At 64.3% G+C, this 22,446-nt stretch carries 20 protein-coding genes; 12 read left to right on the top strand and 8 right to left on the bottom strand.

All coding sequences use genetic code 11. The features are described 5' to 3' along the window. The first annotated feature begins 68 nt into the window (after positions 1 to 68). The 5 genes from DU505_RS20790 to DU505_RS20770 all read left to right on the top strand — a co-directional run bounded on the left by DU505_RS20790 (position 69) and on the right by DU505_RS20770 (position 5,196). Positions 69 to 1,505 (top strand): hypothetical protein, encoded by a 1,437-nt coding sequence (locus DU505_RS20790; protein WP_114480884.1) that lies wholly within the window; start codon positions 69 to 71, stop codon positions 1,503 to 1,505. 402 nt (positions 1,506 to 1,907) lie between these two features. Beyond that, a complete protein-coding gene (locus DU505_RS20785) occupies positions 1,908 to 3,206 on the top strand; it encodes a Glu/Leu/Phe/Val family dehydrogenase (protein ID WP_114480883.1) in 1,299 nt (432 codons plus the stop codon). Positions 3,207 to 3,312: 106 nt separating this feature from the next. Continuing rightward, positions 3,313 to 4,080 carry a pseudouridine synthase gene (locus DU505_RS20780; protein ID WP_114480882.1) on the top strand — a complete coding sequence of 256 codons (768 nt, stop codon included), beginning with the start codon at positions 3,313 to 3,315 and terminating at the stop codon, positions 4,078 to 4,080. 22 nt (positions 4,081 to 4,102) lie between these two features. Beyond that, the gene (gene tcdA / locus DU505_RS20775) at positions 4,103 to 4,936 is read left to right on the top strand and encodes a tRNA cyclic N6-threonylcarbamoyladenosine(37) synthase TcdA (RefSeq protein ID WP_114480881.1); all 834 of its coding nucleotides are present in this window, start codon (positions 4,103 to 4,105) and stop codon (positions 4,934 to 4,936) included. A gap of 35 nt (positions 4,937 to 4,971) precedes the next feature. Beyond that, on the top strand, positions 4,972 to 5,196 hold the full coding sequence (locus DU505_RS20770; protein WP_114480880.1) for a DUF1653 domain-containing protein: 225 nt from the start codon (positions 4,972 to 4,974) through the stop codon (positions 5,194 to 5,196). On the opposite strand, the gene DU505_RS20765 is transcribed toward DU505_RS20770, so the two are convergent. The 8 genes from DU505_RS20765 to lptF form a co-directional block, all read right to left on the bottom strand. After that, on the bottom strand, positions 5,193 to 5,960 hold the full coding sequence (locus DU505_RS20765) for an ABC transporter permease (RefSeq protein ID WP_114480879.1): 768 nt from the start codon (positions 5,958 to 5,960) through the stop codon (positions 5,193 to 5,195). The genes DU505_RS20770 and DU505_RS20765 overlap by 4 nt on opposite strands. A gap of 13 nt (positions 5,961 to 5,973) precedes the next feature. Next, positions 5,974 to 6,819 (bottom strand): ABC transporter ATP-binding protein, encoded by an 846-nt coding sequence (locus DU505_RS20760; protein ID WP_114480878.1) that lies wholly within the window; start codon positions 6,817 to 6,819, stop codon positions 5,974 to 5,976. A 4-nt stretch (positions 6,820 to 6,823) separates the two neighbouring features. Then, on the bottom strand, positions 6,824 to 7,873 hold the full coding sequence (locus tag DU505_RS20755) for an ABC transporter substrate-binding protein (RefSeq protein WP_114480877.1): 1,050 nt from the start codon (positions 7,871 to 7,873) through the stop codon (positions 6,824 to 6,826). Positions 7,874 to 8,171: 298 nt separating this feature from the next. Then, the gene (bfr, locus tag DU505_RS20750; protein ID WP_114480876.1) at positions 8,172 to 8,654 is read right to left on the bottom strand and encodes a bacterioferritin; all 483 of its coding nucleotides are present in this window, start codon (positions 8,652 to 8,654) and stop codon (positions 8,172 to 8,174) included. Positions 8,655 to 8,813: 159 nt separating this feature from the next. Next, the gene (locus DU505_RS20745) at positions 8,814 to 9,020 is read right to left on the bottom strand and encodes a (2Fe-2S)-binding protein (RefSeq protein WP_114480875.1); all 207 of its coding nucleotides are present in this window, start codon (positions 9,018 to 9,020) and stop codon (positions 8,814 to 8,816) included. Positions 9,021 to 9,141: 121 nt separating this feature from the next. Then, the gene (locus tag DU505_RS20740) at positions 9,142 to 9,618 is read right to left on the bottom strand and encodes an RDD family protein (protein ID WP_114480874.1); all 477 of its coding nucleotides are present in this window, start codon (positions 9,616 to 9,618) and stop codon (positions 9,142 to 9,144) included. Positions 9,619 to 9,624: 6 nt separating this feature from the next. Beyond that, a complete protein-coding gene (gene lptG, locus DU505_RS20735) occupies positions 9,625 to 10,689 on the bottom strand; it encodes an LPS export ABC transporter permease LptG (protein WP_114480873.1) in 1,065 nt (354 codons plus the stop codon). Next, positions 10,689 to 11,768, bottom strand: coding sequence for an LPS export ABC transporter permease LptF (lptF, locus tag DU505_RS20730; protein WP_114480872.1), 1,080 nt, complete (start codon positions 11,766 to 11,768; stop codon positions 10,689 to 10,691). Before lptF ends, lptG begins: the two co-directional genes overlap by 1 nt. A 117-nt stretch (positions 11,769 to 11,885) precedes the next feature. Here lptF and DU505_RS20725 point away from each other — a divergent pair, with 117 nt between their 5' ends. From DU505_RS20725 to DU505_RS20695, 7 genes are all read left to right on the top strand, one after another. Continuing rightward, a complete protein-coding gene (locus DU505_RS20725) occupies positions 11,886 to 13,406 on the top strand; it encodes a leucyl aminopeptidase (protein WP_114480871.1) in 1,521 nt (506 codons plus the stop codon). A gap of 145 nt (positions 13,407 to 13,551) precedes the next feature. Then, complete coding sequence (locus DU505_RS20720) at positions 13,552 to 14,652, top strand: branched-chain amino acid aminotransferase (protein WP_114480870.1); 1,101 nt, start codon at positions 13,552 to 13,554, stop codon at positions 14,650 to 14,652. Positions 14,653 to 15,013: 361 nt separating this feature from the next. Beyond that, the gene (locus DU505_RS20715; protein WP_114480869.1) at positions 15,014 to 15,469 is read left to right on the top strand and encodes a DNA polymerase III subunit chi; all 456 of its coding nucleotides are present in this window, start codon (positions 15,014 to 15,016) and stop codon (positions 15,467 to 15,469) included. 304 nt (positions 15,470 to 15,773) lie between these two features. Next, positions 15,774 to 18,761: a valine--tRNA ligase gene (locus tag DU505_RS20710; RefSeq protein WP_114480868.1), complete on the top strand. Its 2,988-nt coding sequence runs from the start codon at positions 15,774 to 15,776 to the stop codon at positions 18,759 to 18,761. Positions 18,762 to 18,898: 137 nt separating this feature from the next. Next, on the top strand, positions 18,899 to 20,356 hold the full coding sequence (locus DU505_RS20705) for a sigma-54 interaction domain-containing protein (RefSeq protein WP_114480867.1): 1,458 nt from the start codon (positions 18,899 to 18,901) through the stop codon (positions 20,354 to 20,356). A gap of 307 nt (positions 20,357 to 20,663) precedes the next feature. Further along, the gene (locus DU505_RS20700; protein WP_114480866.1) at positions 20,664 to 21,776 is read left to right on the top strand and encodes a TRAP transporter substrate-binding protein; all 1,113 of its coding nucleotides are present in this window, start codon (positions 20,664 to 20,666) and stop codon (positions 21,774 to 21,776) included. A gap of 123 nt (positions 21,777 to 21,899) precedes the next feature. Next, on the top strand, positions 21,900 to 22,446 hold a 547-nt coding region (locus tag DU505_RS20695), incomplete at its 3' end, for a TRAP transporter small permease subunit (protein ID WP_114480865.1).

The following is a 22,446-nucleotide window of genomic DNA, read 5'->3' as shown; positions in this document are numbered from 1 at the left end:
GTAAACATCGCCCGGATAACCGGGTGCCTCCCCTAACCGATGCTTCGCCATCGAACAAGGATGCTTCCATGGCCAACCGTGCCTCCTCCATGACCCTGACTGCCCTTGGCGGTGTAGCCGTCGGCTTGCTGATCGGCTGGCAGTTGCCGGCCCTCGCCACCTCTTCCGAATCCGACACCGAAATTGAAACCACGGCGGATGACGATAGCGGCATGTCCACCTTCGAGCTCATTCAGCTGGGCGAGCGCCACCGTGGCGAGATCACCTCGCAGAGCGAGCTCAATGGCAAGGATGGCAGCCGCTTCACCCGCTTCACCCTGCCGCTCGAAGAGGGCGCGCTGATCGAGATCGAGCTCGGCGGCCCACTGCATGGCACCCTATCGCTGTATGACGATGAAGAGCAGATGCTTACATCGACCTACGAGCCTACTGCCTATCTCGACCCTGGCCAGACGCCGGCACTGCGCCATCGCATCGACGAGAGCGGTGATTACACCCTGATCGTGAGTGGCAACGACCTGCACAGCTATGGTCCCTTCAGCCTGACCAGCCGCAGCATGGAACTCACCACCAGCGACACCCTGAGCGTCCCTTCACGTGCCGATGGCTGGCTGCAGGACGGCTCGGATCAGTACACGCTGACAGTGGAGGAGAGCGGGCTTTACCAGATCGAGATGCGCTCCAGCGATGTGGACGCCTACCTTGTCCTGGAAGGACCCCATGGTTACCAACGCGAGGATGACGACAGCGCCGGCAACCTGGACGCTCGCATCGCCGATTTCCTCGAACCGGGCGAATACCAGCTCACCGCTCGTACCGCCTACGGCCAGGAGAGCGGCCTCTACACCCTTTCCGTGGAACCTCATGAACTCGCCGACGGTGCCTCGCTGCGCAACAGTGGCGAACTGACGATCGACGAGCCGCTTCAGGGCTGGCTCAATGGCGAACCGCTGACATACCAGCTGACCCTCGAGACTCCCGCCACCGTGACCATCGATATGCTCTCCAGCGACTTCGATGCCTTCCTCGAACTGCATGGTGAAGGCATCTCCACCAGCGACGACGACGGCGGCGAAGAGCTCAATGCGCGGATTCGCTACAACCTGGGGCCAGGCAGCTACACCGTTACCGCACGAAGCCACAGCTTCAGTGGAAGTGGGCTGTTTGAACTCAAGGCTTCCGCAGTGGAGCTCGACGAACTCCCCGCCGACGGCCAGCTGTCAATCGGACAGCCCCTCAATGCCCGACTGGAGGTGGGTGCCCGGGACGCCTATACGTTTCAACTGGACGAAGCCGGCACCTATCGGCTGGACATGATGTCCAGCGAGCTGGACGCCTACCTGGAGCTGGAGGGAGAAGGGCTGTTCCTGAACGATGACGATAGTGGCGACAACCTTGACGCGCGTATCGAGACCCACCTGGAGCCCGGCGAATATCGCGCCATCGCCCGCTCCTTCAACGGCAGCGACAGCGGCTCCTATGTGCTGAGTCTGAGCGCCGAATAACCATTTTGCGATAGCTTGGAGCACCACGGCGACCGGCTGTGGTGCTGCGTCTCGCCGACTTGCCGCACTCGCCTTGCCATTTCCGTCTTGCCACTCCGGCTCCGGGTGTTCTGAACACAGGGAGCCGGAGTGGCAAGGCCTTCTCGAATTCGGCCAGTTCCGACGGCGATCAGCAACAGTTGCATCTCGCCGCCACACCACGAGAGTGTTTTATGCGTCGGTGGGTTCACGGCGCCCCTTCCCTGATCGATCCTTGGCCTACCGCCTGCCCGGGATAGTGATTCATCCTGTAATCGACTGAAATTTTTCGTACCCGTCACCAACACGCCAATGGCCGAGGTGAGAGGGCTGCTACGCTGTTTTCTATCGACAACTATCCCGTCTCGACAATGGAGGATGACGATGTCACGGCAAAAGGATCATGCCAATCTCTTCGACGATGCCCGCTCCCGCCTGGAGGATGTCTTCGAGGCACTCGACGTCCACGACGACGTCATCGAGCGCCTGATGCAGCCAAGCCTGTCGCTACAGGTTGCCGTGTCTGTGCGCATGGATGACGGTCGGCTGCGCGTCTTTCCTGGCTGGCGCGTGCAATACGACACCACGCTGGGCCCGGCCAAGGGTGGCATTCGCTTCCACCCCGACGTCGACCAGTTGGAGGTCACCACCCTGAGCTTCTGGATGGCGGTGAAATGTGCCGTCGTCGACCTGCCCTATGGCGGCGGCAAGGGCGGAGTCAAGGTCGACCCCAAGCAGCTCTCACGCCTCGAACTGGAGCGGCTCGCGCGGGGATATATACGCGCCATTGCCGACGTCATGGGCCCCCGCCGTGATATCCCCGCACCGGACGTCAATACCAACGCCACGGTGATGGGCTGGATGGCCGATGAATACAACCATATCGTGCGCTGCAAGGAGCCTGCTGCCATAACCGGCAAGCCTCCGGCGCTGGGCGGCTCCCATGGCCGTGTAGCGGCCACCGGGCGCGGCGCCCTGCACGTGCTGGACCAGTGGGCCAAGCGTGAGCAGCGCAAGCCGGAAGACACGACGCTGGCCATCCAGGGTTTCGGCAATGCTGCCTACCATTTTGCCCGGCTCGCCCACGAGCGCGGCTATCGCATCGTCGCCCTCTCCGACTCGGGCGGCGCCATCTACAGTAGCGAGGGGCTGGACCCGGAACCGATCATGCAGCAGAAGACACAGAACCAGCGGCTGCACGATCTCGTCTACTGCGACGAATCGGTCTGTATCGCCGAGAACGTCGAGCACCTCGATCGGGACGACCTGCTGACCCTGGATGTCGACGTCCTGGTACTCGCGGCGCTCGAGGATCAGGTTCGCGGCGACAATGTGGACCAGGTGAAGGCGAAGGCCCTGCTCGAGATCGCCAACGGCCCCGTTACCAGCCAGGCCGAGGCGGCGCTCGACGAGCGCGACGTTCCGGTCCTGCCGGACGTGCTGGCCAATACCGGCGGCGTTATCGTCAGCTACTACGAGTGGGTGCAGAATCGTACCGGAGAGCGCTGGTCGGAAGAAACCGTGAACGAGCGCCTGGCCGAACGGATCGAAAGCCAGGGGCGGCGGGTGCTGGAGCGGGCCGAGGCGGAGTCGATTTCCTACCGTCAGGCCGCTTATCGCCAGGGTATCGAACGCATCGCCCACGGCATCCTTCAGCGGGGCAACTGTCAGGACAGCGAATGACGGCATGCGCAGACCCTCATGCCTGTAGGTGACAAGACAGCCATCGAGGTGACAACGCCTCGTGGGGCGGCGACAATGGCGGCCCCGTTCCACGAGCCAGGCTGACATGTCGGAAGCGTTGACGATTCTCCACCGGGACGAGCACCTGGTTGCCGTGCACAAGCCGGCTGGCCTGCTGGTACACCGCACGGCCCTGGCACGGGGTGAGCGAGAATTCCTGTTACAGCGCCTGCGCGACCAGCTCGGCCAGCGGGTCTATCCGGTGCACCGCCTGGACCGCCCCACCTCGGGGGCGATGGTCTTTGCCCTGTCAACGGCGGCGGCAGCGCGGCTGGCGGACGCCTTTACCGAGCGCCGGGTCCATAAGCGCTACCTGGCGGTGGTTCGCGGCGTTGGCCCCGAACACGACTGGCTCGACTATCCCCTGCGCGAGGAGGACGGCAGCCGCCCCAAGGCGGAAATGCCGGCCATGGAGGCGATGACCGAAGTAAAGCGGCTCGACAGCGTCGAGCTGCCGGTACGGGTGGACCGCTACCCGCAGAGCCGCTACTCGCTCATGCAGGCATGCCCCGTGACCGGGCGCCGCCACCAGATACGCCGTCACCTGTCACAGCGGGGCTATCCCATCATCGGTGACGCCAAGCACGGCAAGGGCAACCACAACCGCTTCTTCAAGGAGCGGCTGGGGTGTCCGCGGCTGTTGCTGGCCGCCGTGGGCCTGGACTTCGAGCATCCGTTCGAGGCGTATCGGCTGAGCTTGAGCTGCGCCCTTGACGCCCCCATGTCGGCCCTGTTCGAACGCTTCGGCTGGAGCGGCCACCTGCCGGTGAACCGTGCCAGCCTCAGCGCCCCCAACCCCGAACCCGCCACCTGACAGGGAGCCCTGACCAGCGATCATGACAGCCCCATTCTCAAGCCATGGCGACCCCGCCACCCAGCATGACCACGACCTTCGTTTCGGCGGCATCCGTCGGCTCTATGGTTCCCGTGCCGCCGAGCGCTTCCGCACCGCCCATGTGGTGGTGGTGGGCGTCGGCGGCGTGGGCAGCTGGGCGGTGGAAGCCCTGGCCCGCTCGGGCATCGGCAAGCTCACGCTGATCGACCTGGACGATGTCTGCGTCTCCAATGTCAATCGCCAGCTCCACGCCCTGGACGGCACCATCGGCCGACCCAAGGTGGAAGTCCTGGCCGAGCGCTGCAGGGCGATCCAGCCGGGCATCGAGGTGGTGGCGGATAGCGCCTTCGTCACCCCCACCAACCTGGCCGAGCGCATTCCCCAGGATGCCGACCACGTGGTGGATGCCATCGACAGCGTGCTGGCCAAGGCCGCGCTCATCGCCTGGTGCAAGCGGCGCAAGCTGCCGATCACGGTAACCGGGGCCGCCGGCGGCCAGACCGACCCCACACGCATCCGCATAGCGGACCTGAGCCGTACGGAACACGACCCGCTGCTGGCCAAGGTTCGTGCACGCCTGCGCCGTGATTTTGGCTTCTCGCGCAACCCCAAGCGCCGCTTCTCGGTAGAGTGCGTCTATTCCGACGAGCAGCTGGTCTATCCGGGCAACGATGGCGAGGTATGCTTCCAGAAGCCGGGAACCGGCGAGGCGACACGGCTCGATTGCGCCTCGGGCTTCGGCTCCGCCACCTTCGTCACCGGCAGCTTCGGGTTCACGGCCGTCTCGCGGGTGTTGGCCAGGCTGGCCAAGCTTGCGGCCGTACCCGGCGAGTGACCCTCCCTACCCCGCTTCACTGCATGGAGACTCCGATGACAAGTCCCTACCCCGTTCCCGGCATCTACAGCCACTACAAGGGCAACCGCTACGAGGTGCTGGGCGTCGCCCACCACAGCGAGAGCGAGGAAGCCCTGGTGGTCTATCGCGCCCTCTACGGCGAGTACGGCCTGTGGGTCCGACCGCTCGCCATGTTCACCGAGACCGTCGAGGTCCAGGGCGAACCGGTGCCGCGCTTCGACCTGGAGAAGGCGTTCTAGCGCTGCCCCCGATGGGCCCACCCCGTCATCCGCTTCTCCAGCACGGCAAACAGCTCATACATCACCATCGCCATGGCGCTGATCACGATCAGCCCGGCGAACACCAGCGCCATGCGCATCTGCGAGCCGGCACTCATCATCAGGTAGCCGATACCCTGGTTGGAGGCCACCGTTTCGGACACCACGGTGCCGACGAAGGCCAGGGTGATGGCCACCTTCAGCGAGGCGAAGAAGTAGGGCAGCGAGCGCGGTAGCCCCACCTTGAGCAGCACGTCGAGTCGCTTCGCCCCCAGCACCCGGAGTACGTCCTCCATTTCCGGCTCCAGGGTCGCAAGCCCGGTAGCCACGTTGACCACGATAGGAAAGAAGCAGATCAGGAAGGCGGTGAGGATCGCCGGCACCGAGCCGATGCCGAACCACACCACCAGGATCGGCACGAAGGCGACCTTGGGAATGGCGTTGAAGCCCACCAGCAGCGGGTAGCAGGCGTGGTAGAGAAATTTCGACGAGCCGATGATAAAACCCAGCAGCAGGCCCACCGCCACGCCGATGCCAAAGCCCACCATGGTGGTCCAGAAGGTCTGCCAGGAGTGCATGCCGATGGGACCGGCGTAGGTCACTAACGCCTGCGCCGTGGCCCAGGCCCCGGGAAAGATGAACTCCGGCACGTCGAGCAGACGCACCGTGGCTTCCCAGATCACCACCAGGATCGCCACCGCCGCCCAGGGTGCGATCCGCTGGCGGCTCTTTTCACTCAGTTGCATGTCACGTCCTCGATCAGGTGCCGCGGATCTCGCCGATCTGTTTGCGCAGGCTCTGCACCAGGCCGGTGAATGGCTCCTCGTAGGTGATCGCCAGTTCACGCGGGCGTGGCAGGTCGATGGTGCGCCGCTCGATGATGCGCCCCGGCCGCCGACTCATCACGTAGACGGTGTCGGCCAGGAAGGCCGCCTCGCGCAGGTCGTGGGTCACCAGCACCACGGTGAAGCGCTGGGCTTCCCACAGGTCGCGCAGCACGCACCACAGCTCTTCGCGGGTGAAGGCGTCGAGAGCGGCGAAAGGTTCATCGAGCATCAGCAGCCGTGGGCGATGGATCAGCGCCCGGCAGATCGACGCCCGCTGCTGCATGCCGCCGGAGAGCTGCCAGGGAAACTGGTCCTCGTAGCCCTCGAGCCCCACGGTGCGCAGCAGGTCGCGGGCCCAGCCGACAAACTCGGTCCGGCGCTTGCGGAACTGCGAGCGGTAGGGCTTGACGATCTCCAGCGGCAGCAGGACGTTGTCCAGGGTGGTACGCCAGGGCAGCAGGTTGGCATTCTGGAAGGCCATGCCCGATATCTTCAGCGGACCACCCACCGGCACGCCATCGACCCTCACCTGGCCCGCGGTGGGGCCATGCAGCCCGGTACAGAGCTTCATGAAGGTCGACTTGCCGCAGCCGCTGGGGCCGACAAAGGCGACGAATTCCCCCTCCTCGATGGAAAGCGTGATGTCCTCGATGGCGTTGCCCGAATCGTCATAGGCCAGGCTCACCTGGTCGAAGGCGACGAAAGGCGTGTCGGCGGCTCCGCCACGCCCCGACTCCACAGCCCCGCCGGCGGAAAGGTCCAGGGTGGTCTCCTGCATGCCGCTACTCCGACCGATCGGCAAAGATCATTCGTTCGTCCTGGGGCGGCAGGAAGCGCGAGGTGAAGACACGCTCGGGCTCAGGTACCGACGGTAGCTCATAGGCATCGGCCACCAGCTGAATGGCATTGCGCAGACGCTCCTCGTCCACCGCCCCGGCGCCATTGCCACGGGCATCCTCGGTGTCGATCACGCTGTCGATGGCAAGCCTGAGGCGCCGGGTCTCCATCTCCCTGTCGATCAACGAGTCGCGGTTGTAGACATAATCGATGGCGCCATCCGGGTCGGCCAGGGTCTCCTCGAGGGCACGATTGAAGGCGCGCAGGAAGCCCTTAACGGCTTCCGGGTTCTCCTCGGAGAAGGCCTCGCTGGCGATGATGGCATTGCCATAGAGCGGCACACCATACTCGGGGAACGGCATGATGGTAAGTTCCTCCTCACCCATTCCACGCCCTTCCAGATTGAGCAGGCTGGTGAAGTAGAACCCAGTGATGGCATCCACATCGCCGCGCACCAGCAGGGTCTCGCGCAGGGTCGGATCGACGTTCTGCCACTCGACGTCGTCGGCATCGAGTTCGTTGGCCGCAGCGAAGATTCCCCAGGCCCGATAACCGGTATCGAAGGCCGGTGCGGCGATGGCCTTGCCGGCAAGATCCGCGGGCGATTCGATATCGCGATCCTTACGTGCGAAAACCGAAGCCGGGCTGCCGTCATACACCACATAGACCCCCTGGATGCCTGGCCCATCGGGATTCTCGGCAAGAAACTCCACCAGGGCATTGAGGTCACCGAAACCCATCTCGTAGGCGCCGGAGGCAACCCGGTTGATGGCACCGGCCGAACCGCTGCCGGAATCGATCTGGACGTCGAGCCCCTCTTCGGCGAAGTAGCCGCGCTCCACGGCCATCAGGAAGGGCGCCGAAGGGCCCTCGAAGCGCCAGTCGAGCTGGAAACGAATGCGGGTATCGTCGGCCTGGGCGAGCGACGCGCCGATCAAGGAAAGTCCGAGTGCGCCGACCAGCAGGCCGGTGGAACGGGATAGATAACGACTCATCAAGGCTGCCTCGCAGGTTCTGGTTCTGGTTCTGGTTATGATTGTTGTATGCAGTTTTCCTGCCAATGTCCTGCACACTGGTAGTGGCCAAGAGAGGCACACACCCTCGCTGGCAGGACAGGGCGGCAAGGGCAACATACTGGTGCAGGACGCGACGACTCGCACGCCCACATGCACCAGCGTAGATCATTGGCGACGGTTTCCCAGAGGGAGGGGCGAGAACGCGAGGAAAGAAACGCCGACACCGGCGCAGTGCGCCGGTGTCGATAGTAAAAAGAGGGTGCGGCAGGGGCAGGTCTTACTCGTTGCCCGCTTCCTGCATCTGCTTGAGCATGTAGTTCTCGATACCAACCTTGTCGATCAGGCCGAGCTCGGTCTCGATGTGATCGATGTGGTCTTCTTCATCGGCAAGGATATCGCGGAAGAGGTCGCGGCTCACGTAGTCCTTGACCTTCTCGCAGTGAGTGATCGCTTTGATATAGGCATTGCGCCCTTCATGCTCGATCTTGAGATCGGACTCGAGCATTTCGCGCACGTTCTCGCCGATATGGAGCTTGCCAAGATCCTGCAGGTTGGGAATGCCCTCCAGGAAAAGAATACGCTCGATCAACTTGTCGGCGTGCTGCATCTCCTCGATGGACTCGTCATACTCCCACTTGGCCAGCGCCTTGAGGCCCCAGTCCTTGTACATCTTCGCATGCAGGAAATACTGATTGATCGCCACCAGCTCGTTCCCGAGCGCGGTGTTCAGATGCTCGATGACCTTGGCATCGCCTTTCATTGCACGTCTCCATTCTCGTCGGGGTCCGGGGTTTATCAGTATTAGTCACACTGATAAAAAAGTCCAACCACGACAAGAGCTTGGATAAAGGCCAACAAGAATGATAAAGATTGGCATCGAGGTCGGAGACGGCAGCGGCCCAGCGCTTCAGACCTAGTGCTACACGGCATATGCCAGATCGGCTACCGAAGCCTGCATTTCCGACCTGATGGCGTCACGGGTGATGGCCTTGGCCACAGGGGCGCACTTACCACACTGGGTAGCGCAGCCGGTCTCGCCCTGCACTTCACGCCAGCTGCGCGCCCCGTCTTCGACGGTCGCGCGGAGCTTGTGGTCGGATACGCCCTTGCAGAGACATACGTACATTTGCCATCACCTCTAATAATAGCCTACTAGATTTAATGTAAATGATTCGCATAGCCTATCGCAAGTGGAAATCGACTATTTTTTGATCATTGTCATGTTTCGGTCGACTGGCATGACCATGTCATCGGCTGGCCTTGGGCACCACCACCACCCGGGTGCCAGAGGCGATATCAGACCAGCTGCGCTTCTGGGCGTCGAAGAGAATCCACCAATAGCCGAGCCCCAGCGCCGCCAGCGACACCCAGGCCACCAGATAGCGCACCAGACTCTGGCTCCAGGTGATCGAACACCCGTCGTCGGTCTGAACGCGCAACCGCCAGGCCTGCATCCCCAGGGTCATGCCGCCACGGGTCCAGAAGAAGGTAAAGAAGGCGTAGGCGCTGAGCGCCAGGGCAAGACGAAGCGAGAGCACCTGGGCCATGCCGGCCCCCACCGCCTCAGGCGGCAGCTCCAGTACCAGTCTTACCCAGGCCACGTGGGCAGTGGTAATGCCAATCCAGATGGCCAGCACCAATAGCCCGTCATACACCATGGCACCCAATCGCTTGCCCAGGCCGGCCGGCCATACTTCGTCGAGTTGATCGAAACGTCGTCGCATAGACTCCTAGCCTGTTCGTCGCAGGAAATAGAACCCCAGGGCTGCACTGATCAGGGTTGGCGCCAGCACCGCCCATATCGGCGAAAAACCGAATACCGTGGACGCAGGCGCCAGCAGATCCTGCAGATACTTGAAGCAGAGCCCGGTCACGACGCCATAGAAGACCCGCGTTCCCGCTGCCACGGTGCGCAGGGGGCCGAAGACAAAGGAAGCTGCGACCAGCACCAGCGATGCCATGGTCAGCGGCATCAGCATCTTCTGCCAGAAATAGAGCAGGGGTTGCGTGGCCTGCAATCCCTGGTTTTTCAGGAATCGGGCATAGGCCCAGAGCTCGCTGGGCGCCTGACTATCGATGGAGCGCAGCAGTCGGTTGAGCTGGGCCGGCGTCAGGCTGGTCTCCCACCCCTGCTCGGCCAGATGTTCGGCTTCGGTACCCTCCTCCTCGAAGCGCGTCCTCGCCACGTTCTCGAGTACCCAGCCATCATCTCGCCAGATGGCACGCTCGGCCACGGTGGCCTCGCGCAGCTCATGGCCTTCGAAGCGGTAGCGGGTCAGGTCGATCACGGTATCGTCGGCGCGTATGGCGCCAAAGCGATAGATGCTGTCGCCCTCGCGCTGCCAACCACCGCGCTGCATTACCACCGCGCCCTCGCCCTGCATCTGCTCCATCCTCCAGGCGCTGGCAAACTGCTCGGTGCGCGGGCTGACATACTCGGCCACGATCAGTACCACCGCCACCACCAGGATGATCGGCTTCATGACGCCCCAGAGTATCCGGGTCAGTGAGCGGCCCGCAGCGCGCATCACCGTCAGTTCGTTGCTCGACGCCATGCTGCCCAGGCCGATCAGGGCTCCGATCAGCACCCCAACAGGGGCGTATTGATAGAAGCGCCAGGGCAGCCGCATGAGCAGGTAGAGCAGCACATGGAAGGCACCATAGTTGCCTTCCACATCGCCCAGGTCATTGATGTAGGTAATCACCAGATCGAGGCCCAGCAGCACCACCTGGACCACAAGGATGGCGCCCAGCACATTGCGAGCGATATAGCGGTCGAGTCGATCCGTCACCATCAGCTCATTCCCTTCTGCTGGGCACGTACCATCATGCCCACTCCTAGCGCCAGGAAGGCGGCATGAATGGGCCACATGCCGATCGCAGCAGGCAAGGAACCGCGCCCGATGGCATCCAGTGCCGCCAGCAGCAGGCTCAGATAGCAGACATGCAGGAAAATGGCCGGCAGCAGCTTGGCGAAGCGCCCCTGCCGCGGGTTGACCCGGGACAGCGGCATCGCCATCAATGTCAGGATGAACACCATGATCGGCAGTGAGAGTCGCCACTGCAGCTGTGCACTTGCCTGGCTTGAGTCATCGTTCAGCAGTTGCCTCGTGGAGGCGTAATCCGGCGACGCCAGCTCACGCCGGTCGCCACCCAGCGCAAGCCGTACGGCATAGGTGGCAAACTCGAGCCGTTCGGCCTCGAAACGCCCCGGGTCGACGCTGTAGCGCTCGCCATCGGCCAGCACCAGGAAGCGACTACCGGTCTCCGGGTCCACGGTCTGGTAACCACTTGTCGCCCGTGTCACGGCACTCTCGGGGGTGCCGTCCCGTCTGCGCTGACGCTCGCTGATAAAGACCTCCTGCATGCGGCTGCCATCGGCACTGAAGGACTCGGTATAGGCGGTACGCCCGCCGCCGAAGTCCTGAAAGCGGCCCGGTGCCAGGGCGGTGAAGTCCAGCCTACTGCGCTGGTCTTCCAGCATCACGGCATTGTGCAGCGCCCCAGCGGGGGTCAGCCAGAGACTGCACAGCCCCACCAGAATGGCAACCAGGGTAGCCGGCGCCAGGCTGACCCGCAGGAGCCGCGCGGGGCTGGTGCCGCAGGCGACCAGCACGGTGATCTCGCTGTTCAGGTAGAGCTGGCCATATGCGAGCAGGATGCCGAGAAAGAACGCCAACGGCAGAATCAGCTCGAGAAACCCCGGCAGATGGAACAGCATCAGGTTGCCAAGAATGCTGGCGGGAATATCCCCCTCCGCCGCATCGGCAAAATAGCGGATGAAGCGACTGCCCATGATGACCAGCAGCAGGACGCCGGCTACGGCGGCCATGGTCAGTAGAATCTCGCGGGTCAGGTAACGAAAAATGATCATGCAGCCGTCTTCCATGCAATGGCGCCATGCCTTGAGTACACTGGGGTGACTCGGCAATGGCCTGGAGCCGTGCCGGCATTATCCAGAATCCCCCTTCGCTTGTCTCGTGGAGTCACAATGGAATTCCCAGTTCAGACGGCTAATCCCGCAAAGGCCGAAACGGCCTGCCTCGTGGTACCGGTGTTCAAGGAGGGCGGCCTGCTGCCCACCGCCGCCAAGCTTGACGATGCCAGCGAGCGGTTGATCGGGCAGTTGATCGAGCGTGGAGACTTCGATGCCAAGGCGGGCAGCGTTCAACTGGTGCCCTTTGCCCCCGGCCTGGGCGCCGATCGCCTGATGCTGGTCGGCCTGGGCGACCAGGCCAAGTGCCACGAGCGAGTCTTCATCAAGGCACTGGATGCCGCCTTCACCGCCCTGGCCGTTCTGCCGGTGGAGGATGTGGCGGTGGCTTTCACCGACGTCCCGGTTCCCGATCGTGCCTGCGACTGGAAGGCGCGCATGGTGGCCGAGTCCGCCCACCGTGCCGTCTATCGATTCAACGAATTCAAATCGGAGCCCACACCGACCCCCAGGCTGACCCGTGTCACGCTGCTGGTGAGCGAAGGGGGCAACGCCGCAACTGCCCGGGAAGGCGCTCGCATCGGTGACGCCGTGGGCCAGGGCATCGCCCTGACCCGCACCCTGGGCAATCTGCCGGGCAACGTGTGCACGCCGCGCTACCTGGCCGAGCAGGCCGAATCGCTGGGCAAGGGCTCCGGCGGCGCGCTCACGGTCGAGATCCTGGACGAAGAGGCGCTGGAAGCGCTGGGTGCCAACAGCCTGCTCTCCGTGGGCCGCGGGAGCGAAGAGCCCACCCGCCTGATCGTGATGAAATATCAGGGCGCCGAGAACCCCGAGGAAGCCCCGCATGTACTGGTGGGCAAGGGGATCACCTTCGATACCGGCGGTATCTCGCTGAAGCCCGGCGAGTCCATGGACGAGATGAAATTCGACATGTGTGGCGCAGCCAGCGTGTTCGGCACCGCCAAGGCTGTCCTGGCGATCAAGCCCAAGCTCAACCTGGTCTTCATCGTCGCCGCCGCAGAGAACATGCCCGATGGCCGTGCCACAAAGCCGGGCGACATCATCAAGACCCTCAAGGGCCTGACGGTCGAAGTGCTCAACACCGACGCCGAGGGTCGCCTGGTACTGTGCGACGCCCTGACCTACGCCGAGCGCTTCGAACCTGCCAGCGTGGTCGACATCGCCACCCTCACCGGGGCAGCCATCATCGCCCTGGGGCACCACGCCACGGGCCTGCTCTCCAACGACGACGATCTGGCGCTGGACCTGCTGGATGCCGGCGAAGCCGCCTGGGATCGCGCCTGGCACATGCCGCTGTGGGAGGAGTACCTGGAGCAGCTGGACTCCAACTTCGCCGACCTGGCCAACATCGGCGGTCGCCCGGCCGGCACCATCACCGCCGCCTGCTTTCTCTCGCGCTTTGCCGACAAGTTTCCCTGGGCGCACCTGGACATCGCCGGTACCGCCTGGTCCTCGGGCAAGCAGAAGGGGGCCAGCGGTCGCCCGGTGGGCCTGCTGACCCAGTACCTGCTGGACCGGGAGGCGGATGCCCGCGTCGAGATCGGCGACAATTGAGCCAAGAGGGTTGCCATCGCGCTCGGCAACCTTTACATCTGAACCATTGACAACGCATCGAGCCGGCTCAGTCCGGCTCGATGTTCCTGTATCGCCCCCTGGGAGCGGCCGATGGTCGTCCCAGGGACTGCGGAGACCCTTTGCCGTGCCCACTGATAGCTTTGACCTACAACCCAACGCCACCCCCACGGCGTCGCCGATCCGTGAGGATATCCTCAAGAATCCCGGCTTCGGACGCTACTTCACCGATCACATGGCGCATGTACGCTGGACGCTGGACGCCGGCTGGCACGGCCGCGAGGTCCGTCCCTACGGCCCGCTGACGCTGGACCCCGCGGCCGCCGTACTACACTACGCCCAGGAGATCTTCGAAGGCATCAAGGCGTACCGTCACGCCGACGGCTCGGTGTGGACCTTCCGCCCCGAGAAGAACGCCGAGCGCTTCCGCCGCAGCGCCCATCGCCTGGCCCTGCCGGAGCTCTCCGACGCAGACTTCATCGGCTCGCTCAAGGCGCTGTTGGCCCAGGACCACGCCTGGGTGCCGACCCCGAAGAGCGCGGCTGACGAGTGCAGCCTCTATTTGCGCCCCTTCATGATCGCCAGCGAGAAGTTCCTCGGCGTGCGTCCGGCCCACGAGGTCGACTACTACGTTATCGCCTCGCCGGCGGCGGCCTACTTCAAGGGTGGCGTGGAGCCGGTCTCCATCTGGCTCTCCAGCCACTACAATCGTGCCGCCCCCGGCGGCACCGGCTTCGCCAAGTGCGGCGGCAACTACGCTGCCTCCCTGGCCGCCCAGAAGGAAGCGAGCGCCCACGACTGCGGCCAGGTTGCCTTCCTCGACGCCCGCGAAAACAAGTGGATCGAGGAACTGGGCGGCATGAACCTGTTCTTCGTCTTCAAGGACGGTCGCATCGCCACCCCGCGCCTCACCGATACCATCCTCGAGGGCGTGACCCGCGACTCGGTGCTGACCCTGGCCCGGGACGAAGGGCTCTCCCCCGAGGAGCGGCCGATCAGCATCGACGAGTGGCGCGAGGGCGCCGCCTCCGGTGAAATCACCGAGGTCTTCGCCTGCGGCACCGCCGCGGTGATCACCCCGGTGGGCGAACTGGTCACCGAAGAAGGCCGTATCCGGCTGACCGCCGGCAGCGACAACCCCATCGCCAAGCGTCTGCGCACCAAGCTGCTCGACCTGCAGTACGGTCGCGCCGAAGACACGCATGGTTGGTTGACCAAGCTGGTCTGAAAAAAGCAGATCCTCGCTACGCCAGGAGCCGGCCAACGCCTCGCGAGGCGGCCGGGAGCAGGTCGAAGAGGAGGTCTTTTGCCATGGATGGCAAAAGTAGCGCCCAGGGATGGGTTCACAGCGCCTCCTCGTCGGTCCGGCGCCCCGGGGCCTGCTTGCGGTATAGCCTCGCCCCGCTCGCGACGGGAACCCACGCTTCGTTAATGACATGAGACACCTAGGAAGAGGGGCGTCGGGGACAGGGTGAAGAGGAGGTCTTTTGCCAGGGAAGGCAAAAGTAGCGCCCAGGGATGGGTTCACAGCGCCTCCTCGTAACCCTGTCGACGACAGAGCCCCTCCGCCCCCAGGTCAGCGAGTTCCCATGACCCAGGTAGACTTTTACATCCTTCCCGATACCACCCTCGAGGCACGCCTCGACTTCGCCTGCCGCCTGGCCGAGACCATCGCAGGCAAGGGCTTCCGGCTGCACCTGCACGCCGAGGACGAGGCCATGGCCCGCGACCTCGACGACAGGCTGTGGACCTTCCGCCCCGACGCCTACCTGCCCCATGCCCTTGTGGACAGTTCCCCGCTCGGCAGCGAGATGGCCGACAGCGTGGCGGTCACCATCGGCTGGGAACATCCCCCCGAGCCAGTTCCCGATACACCCATGGCGATGCTCAACCTCGACCCCGGCATCCCCGAGTGGTTCTCGCGTTTCGATCGGGTCGCCGAGATCATCAACCAGCACCAGCAGGTGCTCACCGCCAAGCGCGAGTGCTGGCAGACCTACAAGCAGCGCGGCTATCCGGTGAAGGCGCATCAGCTCAAGGGATGAGCTCCCGTTTCCAGGGTTACGGAAGACTGCCTGTACCGGGGCTGATCCGAGGGCAGGCCTACGAGGAGGCGCTGTAAACCCATCCCTGGGCGCTACATTCGTCATCCCTGACGAATGACCTCCTCTTCGACCTGCCCCCGGCGCCCCTCGGAAGTGCTTGCTTACCGATCCTCGATTGACGCCTGGCTGACGCCAAGCGCCTCATCGCGCTATAATCGCACCCATTTTTCGAACACTCTTCTTACGACTTCCTGCCGCCCGGCGCCACGACCGGCGGCGATCATTTCTGGACCCGGAACGCCCCATGGACAAGACCTACCAACCCGAGCAGATCGAATCCCGCTGGTACGAGCGCTGGGAGGCCGACGGCCGCTTCGCCCCCTCGGGCGAGGGAGAGCCCTACTCCATCATGATCCCGCCGCCCAACGTCACCGGCAGCCTGCACATGGGCCACGCGTTCCAGGACACCATCATGGACACCCTGATCCGCTGGCGACGCATGCAGGGCAACAACACCCTGTGGCAGGTGGGCACCGACCACGCCGGCATCGCCACGCAGATGCTGGTGGAGCGCAAGGTCGCCGCCGAAGAGGGCAAGACGCGCCATGACCTCGGCCGCGACGCCTTCATCGACAAGGTGTGGGAGTGGAAGCACGAGTCCGGCGGGCACATCACCCGCCAGCTGCGCCGCATGGGTGCCAGCGTCGACTGGAGCCGCGAGCGCTTCACCATGGACGACGGCTTCTACAAGGCGGTGCAGGAAGTCTTCGTGCGCCTCTATGAAGAGGACCTGATCTACCGCGGCAAGCGCCTGGTCAACTGGGACCCGACCCTGCACACCGCGATCTCCGACCTCGAGGTGGAGAACCGCGACCAGCAGGGCAGCTTCTGGCACTTCCGCTATCCGCTAGCCGACGGCGTCACCACCGACACGGGGCTCGGCTACCTGGTCGTCGCCACCACCCGTCCCGAGACGATGCTGGGCGACACCGGTGTGGCGGTCAATCCCGAGGACCCGCGCTACGCCTCGCTGGTGGGCAAGTTCATCGAACTGCCCCTGGTCGGCCGCCGCATCCCCATCGTCGCCGACGAGCACGCCGACATGGAGAAGGGCTCGGGCTGCGTGAAGATCACCCCGGCCCACGACTTCAACGACTACGAGGTGGGCCGACGCCAAGGGCTGCCGCTGATCAACGTCTTCACCCAGGACGCGGCGATCCTGCCCCAGGCCGAAGCCTTCGATATCCAGGGCCGCCCGCTGCCCGACATCGACCCCAGCCTGCCCCAGGCCTACGCCGGGCTCGACCGCTTCGAGGCACGCAAGCAGATCGTTGCCGACATGGAGGCCGCCGGCCTGCTGGAGCAGGTCGAGACGGTCAACAACACCCTGCCCTACGGCGACCGCAGTGGCGACGTCATCGAGCCGCTGCTCACGGACCAGTGGTTCGTCGCCGTGGAGAGACTGGCCAAGCCCGCCATCGAGGCGGTGGAGAACGGTGACATCCAGTTCGTGCCGAAGAACTACGAGAACATGTACTTCTCGTGGATGCGCGACCTGCAGGACTGGTGCATCTCGCGCCAGCTGTGGTGGGGCCACCGCATTCCCGCCTGGTATGACATCGACGGCAACGTCTTCGTGGCGCGCAACGAGGTGGAAGCCACCCGCGAGTACCTGGTCGAACTAGGTCATTTCATCGAGCACGAGCAGGGCGACTTTGACACCGCCATGCGCCTGCGCGGCTTCAACCAGCTGCTGGGCGGCACTACCGAGATGACTGCCGACGCGCTCAAGACCATGGAGAAGCTGGGCGTGCCGCGCCTCTCCCAGGACGAGGACGTGCTCGACACCTGGTTCAGCTCGGGCCTGTGGACCTTCGGCACCCTGGGCTGGCCGGAGAAGACACCGGAGCTCAAGACATTCCACCCCTCAAGTGTGCTGGTCACGGGTTTCGACATCATCTTCTTCTGGGTCGCGCGAATGATCATGCTGACCCTGAAGTTCACCGGCGAGGTGCCGTTCAAGCAGGTCTACGTCCACGGCCTGGTGCGCGACGGTCAGGGCCAGAAGATGTCCAAGTCCAAGGGCAACGTGCTCGACCCCATCGACCTGATCGACGGCATCCAGCTCGACGAGCTACTGGAAAAGCGCACCGGCAGCCTGATGCAGCCGCAGAAGGCCAAGGCGATCGCCAAGGCCACCCGCGACGAGTTCCCCGAGGGTATCGAACCCCACGGCACCGACGCGCTGCGCTTCACCTTCCTGTCCCAGGCCACCACCGGGCGCGACATCAAGTTCGACATGGGCCGCCTGGACGGCTACCGCAACTTCTGCAACAAGCTGTGGAATGCCTCGCGCTACGTGCTGATGAACGCCGAAGGCGAGGATTGCGGAGTCTCTCTCGAAGGTCAGGGTGGCGACGTCGAGCTGTCGCTGGCCGACCGCTGGATCGTCTCGCGCCTGCAGCAGACCGAGGCTCAGGTGACCCGGGCCTTGGAGGAGTTCCGCTTCGATCACGCTTCCCAGGCCCTCTACGAATTTGTCTGGAACGAATACTGCGACTGGTACCTGGAGCTCTCCAAGCCGGTGCTGTGGGATGACAACGCCTCGCCCTCTGCCAAGCGCGGCACAAGGCGCACTCTGGTTCGCGTCTTGGAAGCGATCCTGCGCCTGGCCCATCCGATGATGCCCTACATCTCCGAGGAGATCTGGCAGCGCGTGGCGCCCCTGGCAGGCAAGGCCGCTGGCGACGGCTCCGAATCGATCATGAACCAGCCGTGGCCCGTGGCCGAGCAGGAGAAGATCGACGAGCAGGCGACCCGCGATATCGAGTGGCTCAAGGGCGTGATCGTGGCGGTGCGCAACATCCGCGCCGAGATGAACATCGCCCCGGGCAAGCCGCTCGATGTGCTGTTGACCAAGGGCGGCCCGGACGACCCGGCGCGCCTGGAGGCTAACCGCAGGGTCCTGCCTAAGCTGGCCAAGCTGGCGAGCGTCGACTGGCTGTACGATCCCCAGCAGGCGCCCCTGTCTGCCACCCAGTTGGTAGGCGAAATGGAAGTGCTGGTACCCATGGCCGACCTGATCGACAAGGATGCCGAACTGGCGCGCCTGGCCCGCGAGATCGACAAGCAGGACAAGCTGATCGGCGGCATCGAGAAGAAGCTCGGCAACGAGAGCTTCATCGCCAAGGCGCCCGATGCCGTAGTGGAGAAGGAACGCACCAAGCTGGCCGATTTTCAGGCTGCCCGTCGCCTGCTTGTGGAGCAGCACGACAAGATCGCCGCGCTCTGATCAGCGGCCCGATAACGCCGCGCTCTGATCAGCGGCCCGAAACCGCCGCGCTCTGATCAGCGGCCCGAAACCGCCGCGCTCTCTTCAGCGGCCCGAAACCGCCGCCCTAGAGGGCGGCCATATTGGAGTGTACGGATATGCCTCGGGTCGACCCTAGCGATAGCGATGCCAAGGCGACCCTACCCGGCTCGCTGGGAGAGGGGCTGACGCTCGAGGCGATCCGGCCGCTCTTTCCTCTTTTCGAGCATGCCAGCACCGGGGCCATCTCGGTGGACGCCGAGGCGCGGCTCACCTGGATCAACGACAGCTACTGCCGGCTGCTGGGTATCGAAGATCCTGCCAGTGCCATCGGCCGACCGGTCGCCGAGGTCGTTCCCCATACGCGGATGCCCGAGGTGGTGCGCAACGGCCGCCCTATCCTGCTCGATATCATGGAGTTCGAGGACCATCAGCTGGTGGTGATGCGCCTGCCGCTGCACGACAGGAAGAGCGGCAAGATCAGCGGTGCCGTGGCCTTTATCGTCTTCGATGACCTGGAACCCCTCACCCCGCTGATCGGCAAGTATCGGCGCCTGCAGAACGACCTGGCGGCGGCCCGACGAGCCCTGGCCAAGCGTGGCGCCCGCTACGACATGGGCGACTTCATCGGCGCCAGCCCGTCGGTGCTGGAGGTCAAGCGTCGCGCCCGGCTTGCCGCCGCCCGCGCCACGCCGGTGCTGCTACTGGGCGAGACGGGAACCGGCAAGGAGGTGTTGGCCCAGGCCATCCATGGCGCCTCGCCCCGCGGCGACTCGTCGTTCGTGGCCGTGAATGTGGCAGCTGTGCCCGAGAACCTGCTGGAAGCGGAATTCTTCGGTGTCGTTCCGGGGGCCTTTACCGGCGCCGACCGCCGCCCCCGTCAGGGCAAGTTCCAGCTTGCCGACGGCGGCACCCTGTTCCTCGATGAAGTGGGCGACATGCCGCTGGCCGTACAGGCCAAGCTGCTGCGAGCCCTTCAGGAGGGGGAGGTGGAGCCGCTCGGCTCCAACGAGGTCAAGCGGGTGGATGTCCGCGTGATCGCCGCCACCAGCTGTGATCTGGAGGCCATGGTGGCAGAAGGCAGCTTCCGCTCCGACCTCTACTACCGGCTCAACGTGCTGCGCATTCGCGTGCCTCCGCTACGCGAACGACTGGCGGACCTGGGCATCCTGTGTGAAACCATCCTCGGCAAACTGGCCCAGGAAAGCGGCGAGTCCCGAGCCGAGATCACCAACGAAGCCGTGATGTTGCTGCACCAGCATGACTGGCCGGGCAATATCCGTGAGTTGCGCAATACCCTGGAGCAGACGCTGGCACTCAACGAAGCGTGCCACGTGATCGACGCGCCGGAACTCCTGGCGGCCCTTCCCTATCAGCCTCTCGAACGACACTCCCGAACGACGGTCGCCCCGATCCGGGCCATGGCCGAGGTGGTGGCCGAAGCCGAGCGTACCGCGCTGCAGAACGCCCTGGCTGCGTGCCGCGGCAACAAGTCCCGAGCGGCCCGCCTGTTGGGCATCCCACGCTCGGTGCTCTACGAGAAACTCGCCAAGCTGTCCGAAAAACCGGACACCTGACCGGAAAGCAGACAGAATGCTCTGCGACCAAGGTCGAGCATTGTCCGAATGACCGGACACCCCTTCTATCCCCCTTGATAATCACTCCCCTCAAGACTTTGTTTTACAAAACATTTTCATATCTGGCATGAAGCGTGCAACAAAATGGGGCAAGCGCCGCCTGGCGTGGCGTCAACCAAGCCGCATCCTCGCATCCTGCGGCGTCGACAAGAAACCAACGCAGACCAACAACGTCGTTCCAGCAGCTGTTGCACTGACAAAGTTGCACCGACAGAGCTGCACTGAAAATAACGTACAAGGAGCTTTCATGCCGTTCATTCCGACTCTCGCCACTCGCATCCGCCCCGTCACACTCGGCGTCGCCGCCGCCGCACTGCTGGCGGGTACTGCCGGCGTCAGTACCGCCAATGCCCAGGAGAGCGTTCGCTGGCAGGTACCCATCGCCTTCCCGTCCCACCTGGTCGGCCTGAGCACCCCCGTGCGCTATCTCAGCGAGACGCTGGACGAGGTGTCCGGCGGCAATATCAACCTGCGCTACTACGAGCCGGGCGAGCTGATCCCCCCGTTCGAGATCCTCGATGCCGTCTCCGAAGGCCGCTACCCGGCCGGCTTCACCTGGGTCGGCTACGACCAGGGCAGCATCCCTTCACTGCCGCTGTTCGCCGGTGCTCCCTTCGGCATGGAACCGCCGGCCTACCTGGCCTGGCACTACTTTGGTGGTGGTGCTGAGCTGCTCGAGGAGATCTACGCGGAATACAACGTCAAGCCACTGCTGTGCAGCATGATCGGCCCCGAGGCGGCCGGCTGGTTCGCCGAGCCGCTGGAGTCCCTCGACCAGATCGACGGCCTGCGCATCCGCTTCGCCGGTATCGGCGGTCGTGTCATGGAAAACCTGGGTGCTTCGGTCACCATGATCCCCGGTGGTGAGCTCTACCAGGCCATGGAGCGTGGCACCATCGACGCCACGGAGTTCTCCGCTCCGGCGGTCGACCGTATCCTGGGCATGCAGGAGATCGTCCAGAACTACGTGCTGCCAGGCTGGCACCAGACCTTCACCACCGCCCACCTGTTGATCAACCAGGAGAGCTGGGACGCGCTGGAGCCGCAGACACGCGCCACCATCGACATGGGCTGCCGTGCCGCCACACTCTTCGGCTACTCCGAGAGCGAGATGGAAAACCCCAAGGCCCTGCGTGACTTCGAAGAGGAAGGCGTCAACGCCCAGGTGCTGTCCGACGAGATTCTCGGTGAGCTGCGCCGTGTGACCAACGAGGTCCAGGCCGAAATCGCCGCGGAGGACGAGATGTTCGGTCGCGTCCTGGAGAGCCAGCAGGCGTTCATGAAGGTCCACGGCAACTGGCACGTCAAGGGTCATCTGCCGCGCTCCTACTATGCGCCGGAAGAGATCGGCCAGCAGTAAGCTGACCGGCAACTTATTGCGGTTTACCGGCCGCCGCCACCGGGCGGCGGCCGGCTCCTGCTCTCTGCCTTTCAAGGTCTGTCTTCCAAGACCGGCTTTCTTTAACGAGTCACGGAGTCATCCATGAGTACTCACGATTCCGCGCCCGGCGCGCCGGCACGGGGGGGCCACCCAGTGCAGGATCTCCCCACCAACCGGCTGAGCCACGTTCTCGACTCCGCCATCGCGGTGATCGGCAAGACGCTCTCCTGGCTGTGGATCGCCACCCTCGCCGTCGTGCTGACCAATGTCTTCAGCCGCTTCATCCTCGGCCGCGGTTCCATCGCCCTGGAGGAGATGTCCTGGCACCTCTTCGGCGCCACCATGATTCTTACCCTGGCCTATGCCGTGGTCACCGATGATCACGTGCGCGTCGACGTGCTGCGCGAGCGGTTCTCGCTGCGCTTCCAGGCCTGGGTCGAACTGCTCGGCATCGTCCTGCTGGTGCTGCCGGTCCTTTATTTCATGATCGACGGCCTCACCGAGTACGCCTATCGCGCCTTTGCCCGAGGCGAGCGCTCCCAGGCGCCCAGCGGCCTGCCCTATCGCTTCATCATCAAGAGCACGCTGCCCATCGGCATGGCCCTCATCGCCATCGCGCTCTCGTCGCGGGCGCTGCGCTGCTGCACCT

Source organism: Billgrantia montanilacus, assembly GCF_003336675.1.
Taxonomy (GTDB): domain Bacteria; phylum Pseudomonadota; class Gammaproteobacteria; order Pseudomonadales; family Halomonadaceae; genus Halomonas; species Halomonas montanilacus.
This window is presented reverse-complemented; position numbering and strand designations above follow the sequence as displayed.

Coding starts and splice junctions, on each gene's coding strand:
- DU505_RS20790 (WP_114480884.1), top strand. CDS start 69: ATGGCCAACCGTGCCTCCTCCATGACCCTGACTGCCCTTGGCGGTGTA.
- DU505_RS20785 (WP_114480883.1), top strand. CDS start 1,908: ATGTCACGGCAAAAGGATCATGCCAATCTCTTCGACGATGCCCGCTCC.
- DU505_RS20780 (WP_114480882.1), top strand. CDS start 3,313: ATGTCGGAAGCGTTGACGATTCTCCACCGGGACGAGCACCTGGTTGCC.
- tcdA (WP_114480881.1), top strand. CDS start 4,103: ATGACAGCCCCATTCTCAAGCCATGGCGACCCCGCCACCCAGCATGAC.
- DU505_RS20770 (WP_114480880.1), top strand. CDS start 4,972: ATGACAAGTCCCTACCCCGTTCCCGGCATCTACAGCCACTACAAGGGC.
- DU505_RS20765 (WP_114480879.1), bottom strand. CDS start 5,960: ATGCAACTGAGTGAAAAGAGCCGCCAGCGGATCGCACCCTGGGCGGCG.
- DU505_RS20760 (WP_114480878.1), bottom strand. CDS start 6,819: ATGCAGGAGACCACCCTGGACCTTTCCGCCGGCGGGGCTGTGGAGTCG.
- DU505_RS20755 (WP_114480877.1), bottom strand. CDS start 7,873: ATGAGTCGTTATCTATCCCGTTCCACCGGCCTGCTGGTCGGCGCACTC.
- bfr (WP_114480876.1), bottom strand. CDS start 8,654: ATGAAAGGCGATGCCAAGGTCATCGAGCATCTGAACACCGCGCTCGGG.
- DU505_RS20745 (WP_114480875.1), bottom strand. CDS start 9,020: ATGTACGTATGTCTCTGCAAGGGCGTATCCGACCACAAGCTCCGCGCG.
- DU505_RS20740 (WP_114480874.1), bottom strand. CDS start 9,618: ATGCGACGACGTTTCGATCAACTCGACGAAGTATGGCCGGCCGGCCTG.
- lptG (WP_114480873.1), bottom strand. CDS start 10,689: ATGGTGACGGATCGACTCGACCGCTATATCGCTCGCAATGTGCTGGGC.
- lptF (WP_114480872.1), bottom strand. CDS start 11,768: ATGATCATTTTTCGTTACCTGACCCGCGAGATTCTACTGACCATGGCC.
- DU505_RS20725 (WP_114480871.1), top strand. CDS start 11,886: ATGGAATTCCCAGTTCAGACGGCTAATCCCGCAAAGGCCGAAACGGCC.
- DU505_RS20715 (WP_114480869.1), top strand. CDS start 15,014: ATGACCCAGGTAGACTTTTACATCCTTCCCGATACCACCCTCGAGGCA.
- DU505_RS20710 (WP_114480868.1), top strand. CDS start 15,774: ATGGACAAGACCTACCAACCCGAGCAGATCGAATCCCGCTGGTACGAG.
- DU505_RS20705 (WP_114480867.1), top strand. CDS start 18,899: ATGCCTCGGGTCGACCCTAGCGATAGCGATGCCAAGGCGACCCTACCC.
- DU505_RS20700 (WP_114480866.1), top strand. CDS start 20,664: ATGCCGTTCATTCCGACTCTCGCCACTCGCATCCGCCCCGTCACACTC.